Annotated in this window: 13 protein-coding genes; 3 read left to right on the forward strand and 10 right to left on the reverse strand. The window is 64.1% G+C overall.

Features of this window, described 5'->3' with window-relative positions; all coding sequences use genetic code 11:
* Positions 1-9: 9 nt before the first annotated feature.
* Genes ACVWZ4_RS03135 through glpD form a run of 5 tightly spaced genes read right to left on the reverse strand, consistent with a single transcriptional unit; the run spans position 10 to position 5,574 of the window.
* On the reverse strand, positions 10-816 hold the full coding sequence (locus ACVWZ4_RS03135; protein ID WP_092227359.1) for a carbohydrate ABC transporter permease: 807 nt from the start codon (positions 814-816) through the stop codon (positions 10-12).
* Positions 816-1,790 (reverse strand): carbohydrate ABC transporter permease, encoded by a 975-nt coding sequence (locus tag ACVWZ4_RS03140; protein WP_456702020.1) that lies wholly within the window; start codon positions 1,788-1,790, stop codon positions 816-818. The genes ACVWZ4_RS03135 and ACVWZ4_RS03140 overlap by 1 nt, the downstream gene beginning before the upstream one ends.
* Positions 1,790-2,875 (reverse strand): ABC transporter ATP-binding protein, encoded by a 1,086-nt coding sequence (locus ACVWZ4_RS03145; RefSeq protein WP_456739828.1) that lies wholly within the window; start codon positions 2,873-2,875, stop codon positions 1,790-1,792. Before ACVWZ4_RS03145 ends, ACVWZ4_RS03140 begins: the two co-directional genes overlap by 1 nt.
* Before the next feature lie 12 nt (positions 2,876-2,887).
* Complete coding sequence (locus ACVWZ4_RS03150) at positions 2,888-4,027, reverse strand: ABC transporter ATP-binding protein (protein WP_456737833.1); 1,140 nt, start codon at positions 4,025-4,027, stop codon at positions 2,888-2,890.
* Entirely contained in the window at positions 4,024-5,574 is a 1,551-nt protein-coding gene (gene glpD, locus ACVWZ4_RS03155) for a glycerol-3-phosphate dehydrogenase (protein WP_456763574.1), read from the reverse strand. The genes ACVWZ4_RS03150 and glpD overlap by 4 nt, the downstream gene beginning before the upstream one ends.
* A 229-nt stretch (positions 5,575-5,803) precedes the next feature.
* Here glpD and ACVWZ4_RS03160 point away from each other — a divergent pair, with 229 nt between their 5' ends.
* Together ACVWZ4_RS03160 and ACVWZ4_RS03165 are read left to right on the forward strand one after the other, a co-directional pair.
* Positions 5,804-6,097 carry a type II toxin-antitoxin system Phd/YefM family antitoxin gene (locus ACVWZ4_RS03160; RefSeq protein WP_456739830.1) on the forward strand — a complete coding sequence of 98 codons (294 nt, stop codon included), beginning with the start codon at positions 5,804-5,806 and terminating at the stop codon, positions 6,095-6,097.
* On the forward strand, positions 6,094-6,519 hold the full coding sequence (locus tag ACVWZ4_RS03165; RefSeq protein ID WP_456702015.1) for a PIN domain-containing protein: 426 nt from the start codon (positions 6,094-6,096) through the stop codon (positions 6,517-6,519). Before ACVWZ4_RS03160 ends, ACVWZ4_RS03165 begins: the two co-directional genes overlap by 4 nt.
* Before the next feature lie 4 nt (positions 6,520-6,523).
* On the opposite strand, the gene ACVWZ4_RS03170 is transcribed toward ACVWZ4_RS03165, so the two are convergent.
* Both ACVWZ4_RS03170 and ACVWZ4_RS03175 read right to left on the reverse strand, forming a co-directional pair.
* Positions 6,524-7,372, reverse strand: a complete 849-nt coding sequence (locus tag ACVWZ4_RS03170; protein ID WP_456702014.1) for a DeoR/GlpR family DNA-binding transcription regulator — start codon at positions 7,370-7,372, stop codon at positions 6,524-6,526.
* An 84-nt stretch (positions 7,373-7,456) separates the two neighbouring features.
* A complete protein-coding gene (locus ACVWZ4_RS03175) occupies positions 7,457-8,131 on the reverse strand; it encodes an HAD family hydrolase (protein WP_456739831.1) in 675 nt (224 codons plus the stop codon).
* 154 nt (positions 8,132-8,285) lie between these two features.
* Between ACVWZ4_RS03175 and ACVWZ4_RS03180 the strand changes: the two genes are divergently transcribed.
* Complete coding sequence (locus tag ACVWZ4_RS03180) at positions 8,286-8,738, forward strand: nuclear transport factor 2 family protein (protein ID WP_456739832.1); 453 nt, start codon at positions 8,286-8,288, stop codon at positions 8,736-8,738.
* A 65-nt stretch (positions 8,739-8,803) separates the two neighbouring features.
* Here the strand turns inward: ACVWZ4_RS03180 and ACVWZ4_RS03185 are convergent, their stop codons facing one another.
* The 3 genes from ACVWZ4_RS03185 to ACVWZ4_RS03195 all read right to left on the reverse strand — a co-directional run bounded on the left by ACVWZ4_RS03185 (position 8,804) and on the right by ACVWZ4_RS03195 (position 11,732).
* On the reverse strand, positions 8,804-8,995 hold the full coding sequence (locus tag ACVWZ4_RS03185; RefSeq protein WP_092227352.1) for a hypothetical protein: 192 nt from the start codon (positions 8,993-8,995) through the stop codon (positions 8,804-8,806).
* 222 nt (positions 8,996-9,217) lie between these two features.
* Positions 9,218-9,628 (reverse strand): acyl-CoA thioesterase, encoded by a 411-nt coding sequence (locus tag ACVWZ4_RS03190; protein WP_456702011.1) that lies wholly within the window; start codon positions 9,626-9,628, stop codon positions 9,218-9,220.
* A 7-nt stretch (positions 9,629-9,635) separates the two neighbouring features.
* Positions 9,636-11,732, reverse strand: a complete 2,097-nt coding sequence (locus tag ACVWZ4_RS03195; RefSeq protein ID WP_456739833.1) for a 3-hydroxyacyl-CoA dehydrogenase NAD-binding domain-containing protein — start codon at positions 11,730-11,732, stop codon at positions 9,636-9,638.
* Position 11,733: the final 1 nt, after the last annotated feature.

Genomic DNA, 11,733 nt, shown 5'->3' on the forward strand with positions numbered 1-11,733 from the left:
AAAAACCTCCTACACCCGGCCGAGCGCGAAGCCGCGCGCGATGTAGTTGCGGACGAACCAGATCACGAGTGCGCCCGGAATGATGGTGAGCACGCCGGCGGCCGCCAGCAGGCCCCAATCCATGCCGGCCGCCGACACCGTGCGCGTCATCACGGCGGCAATCGGCTTGGCGTTGACCGAGGTCAGCGTGCGCGCCAGCAACAGTTCGACCCAGGAGAACATGAAGCAGAAGAAGGCGGCGACGCCGATGCCGCTCGCGATCAGCGGCACCAGGATCCGGATGAAGAAGCGCGGGAACGAATAGCCGTCGAGAAAGGCGGTCTCGTCGATCTCGCGCGGTACGCCGGAGACGAATCCTTCGAGGATCCACACCGCCAGCGGAACGTTGAAGATGCAGTGCGCGAGCGCAACGGCCCAGGGCGTATCAAACAGCCCGATCGCCGAATAGAGGTTGAAGAACGGCAGCGCATAGACCGCCGCCGGCGCCATGCGGTTCGACAGCAACCAGAAGAACAGATGCTTGTCGCCGAGGAAGCGATAGCGCGAAAACGCGTAGGCCGCCGGCAACGCCACCGAAATCGAGATGATGGTGTTGATGACGACGTATTCCAGCGAGTTGATATAGCCGGAATACCAGCTCTCGTCGGTGAAGATACGCCTGTAATGCTGCAGCGTCGGCGCATGCGGCCACAGCGTCATCGTCGAGATGATCTCGCCGTTGGTCTTGAAGCTCATGTTGACGAGCCAGTAGATCGGCAACATCAGGAAGATCAGGAACAGCCCCATGATGAGGCGGCGGCCGGGAATCGAATGCATCAGGCCACTCCTTCCTTGGGCTTAAGCGCGGGCACGGGCTTCAGCGCGGCCGCAGGCTTCGGCTCTACCGCCGGCTCGCTCTCCGTCTGGACCTTGCGTTCGACGCCGGCGTTGGTCATGACGGTGTAGAAGATCCAGCAGACGATCAGGATGATCAGGTTGTAGACCAGCGAGAGCGCCGCAGCCTTGCCGAGGTCGAACTGGCCGAGCGCGATCTTGACGAGCTCGATCGACACGAACGTGGTCGAGTTGCCGGGTCCGCCACCGGTGACGACGAACGGCTCGGTGTAGATCATGAAGCTGTCCATGAAGCGCAGCAGCACCGCAATCAGCAGCACGCGGTTCATCTTCGGCAGCTGGATCGCCTTGAACACGGCCCAGCGCGAGGCGCCGTCGATCTGAGCGGCCTGATAATAGGCATCGGGGATCGACTTCAGGCCGGCATAGCAGAGCAGCGCGACGAGGCTCGTCCAATGCCAGACATCCATCACGATGACGGTGACCCAGGCGTCGATGTCGTTGGAGACGTAATTGTAATCGAGCCCGATGTGGTTGAGCACATAGCCGAGCAGGCCGATGTCAGGCCGGCCGAAAATCTGCCAGATCGTGCCGACCACGTTCCACGGAATCAGGAGCGGCAGCGCGAGGGTGACGAGGCAGGCAGCGACCGGCCAGCCCTGGCGCGGCATCGACAGCGCGACGACGATGCCGAGCGGCACTTCGATGGCGAGGATCACCAGCGAGAAGAACAGGTTGCGCCCGAGAGAGGCCAGGAAACGGCCGCCCAGATCGGTCGAGGGATCGAGCAATTCCTTGAACCAGCCGACGCCGTTCCAGAAGAACTGGTTGTTGCCGAAGGTGTCCTGCATCGAATAGTTCACCACCGTCATCAGCGGCAACACCGCCGAGAAGGCGACGACCAGGAACACCGGCAGCACCAGGAACCAGGCTTTTTGGTTGACGGTCTTGTCCATCAGGCGGCTCCTTCCACCAGAAGGCTGTCGGCATAGACGTGGATGTGCGCCGGATTGAATTGGAGCCCGACATTTCCGTCAGAGCTGGTGAAGCCGGCCGGCGCCCGCGCCGCGATCTTGGCCTCACCGACGCGCACGCGCGCAAAACGGATGCGGCCGAGATCGTCGATGCGTTCGATTTTCGCCGTGAGCAGACCGGGTACGGGCGCGACCGCGTCGACGAACTCCGGACGCACGCCAATCTCGATCCTGGCGCCCGCGGGCAGGTTGTCGTAGCTGCGGTTCAGCGCGATGACACGGCCATCGACCCGCGCCTCGCGCCCCTTCACCTCGGCCGGCAGGATGTTCATGCCGGGCGAGCCGATGAAATAGCCGACGAAGGTATGGGCGGGCTTGTCGAACAGCTCGGCCGGCGTGCCGCTCTGCACCACACGGCCGTCATGCATGACGACGACGGTGTCGGCGAAGGTCAGCGCCTCGGTCTGGTCATGGGTGACGTAGATCATCGTGAGGTCGAGTTCGCGATGCAGCGCCTTGAGCTTGGAGCGCAGCTGCCATTTCAGCTCGGGATCGATCACCGTCAGCGGCTCGTCGAACAGGACGGCTGCGACGTCGGAACGGACGAGGCCGCGGCCGAGCGAAATCTTCTGCTTGGCATCCGCGGTCAGGCGCGTGGCCTTGCGGTGCAGATAGGGTTCGAGATCGAGCAGGCGGCCGATCTCGGCAACGCGCTTGTCGATCTCGGCCTTCGGCACGCCGCGGTTCTTCAACGGGAACGCCAGGTTCTCCCCCACCGTCATGGTGTCGTAGATCACCGGAAACTGGAACACCTGGGCGATGTTGCGCTTCTGGGTTGACAGCGGTGTGATGTCCTGTTGGTCGAACAGGATTTTTCCCCGCGAGGGCGTGATGATGCCGGAGATGACGTTGAGCAGCGTGGTCTTGCCGCAGCCGGACGGTCCGAGCAGCGCGTAGGCGCCGCCCTGCCGCCAGGTCATGGTGACAGGCTTCAGCGCAAAGCTTTCCTGCGGCGCATCGTTGCCGCCGTAGGAGTGCGCGAGATCGACGAGGTCAATGCGAGCCATGGCGCACCTCCCTCAGGCTTTTTTCTTCGACGCGTTTTCTTCGCGCGAACCGCCAGGCACTTCGCTTGAAAACGCTATGGAACCGGGCGCCGCGACCAGACGGTCCGCCGCGTCGAAGACGAAGACATCATTGGGATCGAGCACGGCGTCGATGGTCTGGCCGGGCTCGAACTCGTGCACGCCGTGCAGCACCGCAACCCAGTTCGATCCGTCGCGAGTCAAATGCACGAAACTCTCCGAACCGGTGATCTCGGTCACCGTCACCGTTGCATGGAAGGCGTGGCGGTCAGCCTGGCCATTGGCGAGTGCAAGCTGATGCGCGCGAAAACCGACGCGATAGGCGCCATCGGCGAGCGAAGAATAGAGGCCGGAAGCCGGCGCGGCGACCCCGCCCGCATATTGCACCGAGCCGTTCTTTTTCTCGATGCCGACGAGATTGAGCGGCGGATCGGAAAACACCTGGGCGACCCGCAGGGTCTGCGGCTGGCGATAGACACTGGGCGTCCCGCCGATCTGGAGCGCCCGGCCTTCCCACATGCACACGGTGTTGCCGCCGAGCAGCAGCGCCTCGCTCGGCTCGGTCGTGGCATAGACGAAGATCGCGCCCGATGCCTCGAAGATGCGTGGCAATTCGGCGCGCAGCTCCTCGCGCAGCTTGTAGTCGAGATTGGCGAGCGGCTCGTCGAGCAGCACGAGATCGGCGCCCTTCACGAGCGCGCGCGCCATCGCGGTGCGCTGTTGCTGACCACCGGAGAGCTGGAGCGGGGTGCGCTTCAGGAACGGCTCGAGCCGCAGCAGGCGCGCGGCTTCCGCCACGCGTGCCTCGATCTCGTCCCGCGGCTTGCCCTGCACGCGCAAGGGAGAAGCGATGTTTTCATAGACGGTGAGCGAGGGGTAGTTGATGAATTGCTGATAGACCATCGCGACCGAACGCTGGCGCACGTCGGCGCCGGTGACGTCCTTGCCGTTGACCAGCACCCGGCCCGTGGTCGGCTTGTCGAGGCCGGCGAGCAGCCGCATGATCGAGGTCTTGCCCGACAGCGTCGGCCCAAGCAGCACGTTGAGCGTGCCGCTCTCGAGCGTCAGCGAGACGTCGCGAATATGCTCGATGCCGTCGACGGTCCGGGTCACGTGGTCGAGTGTCACGCTCATGAGCGTCCTCCTGCTTCCAGCAGAGGACTTTGCGACACAAAATGGGTCCTGATCCAGTCGTCCAGGGCGGCAATTTCGCCGGCAGACAGCCGCAGGCCGAGCTTGGAGCGGCGCCAGACGATATCCTCGGCGGTCACCGCCCATTCGTTGGTCATCAGGTAGCGAACCTCACGTTCCGTCAGAGTTGCACCAAAGTCCTGTCCGAGATCGGCCGCCGATTTTGCGTCGCCAAGCAATTTGATGGCACGGGTGCCATAGGCACGCGCGAGACGTCGGGCATGCTCATGGCTCAGGAAGGGGTAGCCGCGCTGGAGCTCGGCGATCAGGCCGTCGACGGCCGACACATCCATATCGCCGCCCGGCAGCGGCCATTTGCCGGTCCAGCCCTCGCGCGCCTTCGCGCTGCGAAGATAGGGCGCAAGCCGTTCCAGCGCCTCTTCGGCAAGGCGGCGATACGTCGTGATCTTGCCGCCGTAGATCGACAGCAACGGCGAACCGCCGGGCGTATCGAGCTCGAACACGTAGTCGCGGGTCGCGGCCTTGGCCTCGCTGGCCCCATCGTCATAAAGCGGGCGCACGCCGGAATAGGTCCAGACCACGTCCTCCGGCGTCACCGGCTTGGCCAGATATTCGCTTGCGGCAGCACAAAGATACTGGATCTCTTCCGCCGTCGCCTTCACCTTGGACGGATCGCCGTCATAGTCGCGGTCGGTGGTGCCGATCAGCGTGAAGTCGTCCTGGTAGGGAATGACGAAGATGATGCGACCGTCGGCGTTCTGGAACATGTAGGCGCGGTCGTGGTCGTAGAGCTTCTTGACCACGATGTGCGACCCCTGCACGAGGCGCACCTTTGCCTTGGCGTTGACGCCGGCACCGCGCCCGAGCACGTCCTCGACCCAGGGGCCGCCGGCATTGACCAGCGCGCGGGCCTGGATTTGCGACCGCGCACCGGTCAGCGTGTCGACCATGCTGACGGTCCAGACACCGTCGGATTGCTTGATATCCGTCGCACGGGTCCGGGTGCGGATCTCCGCGCCCTTGTCGGCTGCATCGCGCGCGTTGAGCACGACCAGGCGAGCGTCATCGACGAAGCAATCGGAATATTCGAAGGCGCGGCTATAGCGATTCGGGATCAGCGGCCGGCCGACTTCGTCGCGCCTGAGATCGAGCGAGCGGGTCGCCGGCAGCAAATGACGACCGCCGATGTGGTCATACAGAAAGAGGCCGAGACGCAGCAGCCAGGCCGGGCGCAGGCCGGCATGATGCGGCAAAACGAAACGCAGGGGGCGGATGATATGGGGGGCGATACCCCAGAGAATCTCGCGCTCGATCAGCGCCTCGCGGACCAGGCGAAACTCGTAATATTCGAGATAGCGCAGCCCGCCATGCACCAGCTTGGTCGACCAGGATGACGTCCCGCTCGCCAGATCGTTCATTTCGCACAGGAAAACGGTGTTGCCGCGGCCCACCGCATCGCGCGCGATGCCGCAACCGTTAACACCGCCCCCAATGATGGCGAGGTCGAAAATACGATCCAACAGACGCATCCCCCGGCGACCACCCGTTCAGCCGAGTGGTTACTTTCGTTTTTGATTAGATCACACCGAAAAACGAAAGCAAGACGAAAGAGAGGGAAAAGGAAGCGAAAGCGGAACTTTTTCTGTGTGCAATCAGCCCTCGAAGTGGGCACCTGAGACGACGATTTGGATGCAACGCACACTTGAATGGTCACATCACGCTTCTATAGTCACGATAGTCATACTGGTTAAATTCGACATGACCGATCATAGTACCGCTCCCGCCTCGCCACCGGCCGACGCACCGGAAGACACTTGGACGCTTGCGAGGGCCAAGGCGCGCCTCTCCGAGGTGGTCGATCGCGCCCAAACGGGCCCCCAGATCATCACCCGTCACGGCAGGCCTGACGCTGTGATCGTTTCTGCCGAAGAATGGGCACGGAAAACCGCGCGCAAAGGCACGCTTGCCGAATTCCTGCTGGCTTCGCCGCTACGCGGCGCCGAACTCGAGCGTGAACGCGCGCACGACGAACCACGCGACGCGATGCCGTGAACCTGCTCCTCGACACCAATGTGCTATCGGAGGTTCAGTGGCCGGCGCCTTCTCCGAAAGTTCTGGCGTGGCTCGATACCGTCGATGAGGATCGCGCGTTCATCAGCGTTGCGTCGATCGCCGAGCTTCGCCGCGGCATCGCCTTGCTGGATGACGGCCGACGGCGGGAGGCGTTGACCGCCTGGCTCGCCCATGATCTGCCGGCCCGGTTTGGAGGCCGCATCCTGCCGATCGACCATACGGTCGCCGAGCGTTGGGGCGATCTGATGGCGCACAGCCGCCGCAGCGGCATCGCGTTGTCGGTGATGGACGGATTCTTCGCAGCAACCGCGCTTGCCAACACCCTCACACTCGTCACGCGTAACGTGAAGGAGTTTGCCGCATTCGGCATTCCGCTGCTCAATCCGTGGGACGGCCCATAAACCTCTACCTCAAGCGCACCACCGGCGCGGCTTCGGACGCTGTGTCCTGCGCATCGGCCTGGGTATCGTCGATATCCTCCGCTCCCTTCGGCATCGCCGCCATCACCTCGATGCCCTTGCTGTGGCAGATGGTGGCGAGGCGCTCCGGCAGTTCCTGATCCGTGACGAAGGTCTGGATCTGACTGATATGGGCGATGCGGACCGGCGCGCTGCGGCGAAGCTTCGTGGAATCGGCCACCAGCATGACGCTGCGGGCGTTGGCGATGATGGCCTGTGCCACCTGCACCTCGCGATAGTCGAAGTCGAGCAGCGCGCCCTCCTCGTCGATCGCGGACGCGCCGATGATGGCGTAATCGACCTTGAACTGGCCGATCAGCTGCGTCGCCGTCGAGCCGACCACGGCGCCGTCGGCGCGCCGCACCGTGCCGCCGGCCACCACCACCTCGATGCGGGGATGGCGGTAGAGCAGCATGGCGACGTTGAGGTTATTGGTGATGACGAGCAGATCTTCGTGCGAGGTCAGCGCGCTCGCCACCTCTTCCGTCGTCGTGCCGATGTTGATGAAGAGCGAACAACCGTTCGGGATCAGGGACGCGGCCGCAGCGCCGATCGCCTTCTTCTCGTCGGCGGCGACGAAGCGCCGCGCCTCGTAAGCGAGGTTTTCGACGCCGGAGGCGATGATCGCGCCGCCATGGACGCGGGTCAGCGAACGGCGCTCGCAGAGATCGTTGAGGTCTTTCCGGATGGTCTGCGCCGACACTTCGAACCGGCGCGCCAGCTCTTCGACCATGACGCGGCCTGAGGCGCGGGCGATGTTGAGGATTTCAGCCTGGCGATGGGTCAATCCGGTCACGGCAATGGCCTCCAGAATGGTGCATGGTGCGGCGGTTTTAGCGCGCGGTCAATGCACGACGATGATGGTTAGTGGACGAAACCCTCACCACGCCATCGCGCTCGCCAGCCGCGCGAGCAGCAACGGGTCGTCGAAGGCGCTCGCGGAGGCAACCGCGCCGGACCCAACAAGGTCAGCATCGCTGAGGCTGGTCCGGATGCCGATCGTCGGGATACCGGCCGCGGTGGCCGACTGCACGCCGGAGCGCGAATCCTCGAACGCGATCGACGCAGCCGCGCTGGCTCCGACAAAGCGCAGACCCTCCTGATAAGGCAGCGGATGCGGCTTGCCGTGCGGCAACTCGTCGCCGATCACAAGCGCCTCGAACCGCTCCGTTATGCCGAGGCCGGAGAGCAGCAACTCGGCGTTGAGGCGCGGCGCATTGGTGACGGCGACCATGGGAATCCCGGCGCTATCCGCGCGGTCGAGCAGCGCCATCAGGCCTGGCAGCGGCTCGATATGATCCGCAACGAGGGCGCGGAACACTTCTTCTTTCTCGTCCAGGATGGCGGCACGCCGCTCCAGCGTTTCGTCGGGCAAGAACCGCTCGCCGATCGCGACGTTGGCGAAGCCTTGCAGTTCCTTCGAGAAGCGCGCGTGATCGAAGACATGGCCGCGAGGACCGAGCACCTGGTTGAACGCCTTCAAGTGCAGCGGGTCGGTATTGGCGAGCGTGCCGTCGATATCGAACAGCAACGCCCTGCCCATCGTCTCGATCATGTCTGTACTTTCCCAGATGCACGATGCATCGATGCGGAAGACGTATCAATTGAAGCTTGGGCGCGCAATGACGTCCACGCATGACGACCACGCGCCACTCGACAACAGCGCACCCGGCTGCAACACTCCATGCAAGATCAAAAAGGAGGAAACGATGACGATCAACCGGCGCGATCTGGCTCTCTCGAGTTTCGCCATCTCCGCGCTTGCGCTCTCGAAACCGGCGCTCGCCGCCGCAGGGGAGGAAGAGGCCGTGGCGAAGCAGGTCGAGGCCTTCCGCCTCGCCCAGATCGCGGCCGACCGCAAGGCGCTCGGCGCGCTGTGCTGGGACGAGCTGAGCTACAGCCATTCCAGCGGCAAGGTCGAGGACAAGGCGACCTTCATCGCCAATGCCACCGACGGCAAATCAAAGTTTCTCTCGATCGAATACAAGGACCCGACCATCAAAGTCGTCGGCCCCGCCGCGATCGTGCGCTTCCACTGGATCGCGGAACAGGAAATGGCGGCCGACGGGAAAAAAGTGGCGACCAATCTTCACATCCTGATGAACTGGCAGAAGCAGGGCGAGGAGTGGAAGCTCCTGTCGCGCGCAGCGACGAAGCTGTGATCGACGGCATTGCGGCAAGATTCCGGGCTCGCGCCACGCGCGCCTCGGAATGACGAGAACGGCCCTTACGCCGCCTCCCTCACGTCCCCATTCACCAGCTTGCGCGCGGCACGCTCGGCTTCGCGGGCGTTGCGGAAGAGCTGGCCTTCGAGCCGGTTGAATTGGTCAGACGAGGCGAAGAAGCAGTAGCCGCCCTGGCCGCGGACCACGATGCCCGCGGTCTGCGAATTCACTTCGATGATATAGCTGTCCGGCATGTCCCGTAGATTCCTCAGTGCGGGCAAATAACCGGATGTCTGCCCAAAGGTTCCTAGGGCAAATCAACCGGTTTTCCTCCCGAATCGACGGGCTATTGAGTACGCCGGGACCTCATCCGTTTTATGACTGGTTCTTGGCGAAGGCGCGACGCGTTGACTCACTCGCGCCGCCTTTCCTGACACTGCACGTCTTCATGAGATGAGACAGAGCGCCGCATGCGATCATGTCGCGATCGGCGGATCGTTGCGCTGGATCGCTTGCGGGTGGCCGTTGTCGTCGATCGAGACGTAAGTGAAATTGCCGTCGGTCACCAGGATCGGCTGCAGCTCGCGGCGCCGCAGCGCCCACGCTTCGAGATGGACGGTCAGGGAGGTCCGGCCGACGCGCACGAGGGTGGCGTAGACCGAGACGAGATCGCCGACATAGACGGCCTTGCGAAAGTTCATCGCGTCGATCGCGACGGTGACGGTGCGCGACTTCGCGGTCTTGGAGGCGAAGACGCCGCCACCAACGTCCATCTGGCTGAGCAGCCAGCCCCCGAAAATGTCGCCATTGGCATTGGTATCGGCGGGCATCGCCAGCGTGCGGATGCAGAGATCGCCGCTGGGCTCGGTCTCCGACTTTTCGGTCATGCGGATCTCACCTGAAATTGTCCCAGCCCGGATCGGGTGCGAAGCGGCCGCCGAATCGCTCGGCCAGCGCGCGCATGGTCGATACGACATTTTCCGTGCCGCGCGCACGTGCATAGTTCAGCGGCCCGCCGCGGAACGGCGCATAGCCGGTGCCGAAGATCATTGCGCCGTCGACAGCGTCGGGGTCGTCGACGATGCCTTCGCGCAGAGCGGCGACGCAGACATTGGACATCGGCAGCACCAGGCGGTCGATCATCTGGTCGGTTACGCCAGGACCGGTCTCGGGCAAGGGCGCCTTTTGCGCCTTGCCGTCCTTCCAGGTGTAAAAGCCCTTGCCTGCCTTGCGGCCAAGTTCGCCCTTGGCGACTTTGTCGCGCAACCATGCAGGCGTGGGTGGCAGCAGGTCGCCAAATTTGCTGCGCAGCATGTCGCCGACGTCGAGACAGATGTCGAGCCCAACCTGGTCGGCGAGTTCGATCGGTCCCATCGGCATGCCGAACTTTTCGGCAGCTGCATCGATCAGGCGCTGGTCGATCTTCTCGTCCAGCATCACCATCGCTTCCAGCATGTAGGGCGTCAGCGCGCGGTTGACGAGGAAGCCGGGCGAGCTCTTCACCTGTAACGGCAGGCGGTCGATCGCGCCGACAAAGGCGAGCGCTTCTTTCAGAACTTGCGCGTCGTTGCCATCGTGGCTGACGATTTCGACCAGTTGCAACCGCGATACCGGATTGAAGAAGTGCAGCCCGACAAGGCGCTCCGGCCGCGAGAGCGTGGTGCGGAGATCCCCAAGCGGGATGCTCGACGTGTTGGTGGCGAGAATCGCACCCGGCTTCATCCTGGGCTCGAGGGCGGCATGGACCTTCTGCTTCAGCTCGAGCTTTTCCGGCACCGCCTCGATGATGAGATCCGCGTTGCGGACGCCCTCGCCGTCCATGTCAGGGATCAGGCGATCGAGCGCGTCGCGCACCTCGGTGGCTTTTCGGATGATCTTGCCGTAGAGCTCGGCGGCGCGCTTCACCGCGCCGGCGATCGGCTCGGCCTTCATGTCGGCGAGCGAGACGCGCAGCCCCTGCCCCGCTACCCAGGCCGCGATGTCGCCGCCCATGGCGCCGGCCCCGATCACGTGGACGTGCTTGACCGTGTTGCCGGAGCCGGCGGATTTCTTCATCTGCTCGCGCAGGAAGAACACCCGAATGAGATTTTGCGCGGTCGGCGTCACCATCAATTTGGCGAACGAAACCTGCTCCGCCTTCAACATCGCAGCCTTGCTGCCGCCATGCGTCTCCCAGAGATCGATCAGCGCGTAGGGCGCGGGATAATGCTCGCGGGAAGCGGCCTTCGCCGCCTCCGAGCGCATGCGTTTTGCCAGCAGGCCGCGCACCGGACCGAAATTGGCGGCGCGCGTCAGGACCCCCGGACGCATCCGCTTCAGGCGCCCGAACAGCGCGTCCTTCACGGCGCCCTCGACATGGCGCTCCTGCGTCACGGTGTCGACGAGGCCGAGCGACTTGGCGCGGCGCGCATCGATGGTGCGGCCGGTCAGCATCAGCGTCATCGACTGCGTGGGGTTCACCAGCGCGGTGACGCGCGCGGTGCCACCGAGGCCGGGATGCAGGCCCAGCATCACCTCCGGAAAGCCGAAGCGCGCGCCGTCGATGGCAATGCGCGACTGACAGGCCAGCGCGACCTCGAGGCCGCCACCGAGACAGAAGCCGTGAATGACCGCGACGGTCGGCAGCTTCAGCGCCTCCAGATGGTCGATCACCGCATGTGCGGCACGAATGCGCGTCTCCACCGCCTCCGCATCGGATGCGCCACGGAATTCGTTGACATCGGCACCGGCGATGAAGCCGGACGATTTTGCAGAGCGGATCACCAGGCCCGCGGGGCGCTCAGTCTCGATCGCCGCGAGCACGGCGTCGAACTCCTCCATCACGTCCGAAGAGAGCGTGTTGGCGCTTGATCCGGCACGATCGAACAACAGCCAGGCGACGCCATCGGCACCGCGCGTCAGCTTGAAATGCTTGTACGGGCCGTCTGCCGCCGGCTTGGGCCCGAGCTCCAGCACGCGGTCGCCGAGCGCGGTCATGATCTTGGAATCCATG

The organism is Bradyrhizobium sp. USDA 4472, assembly GCF_054058595.1.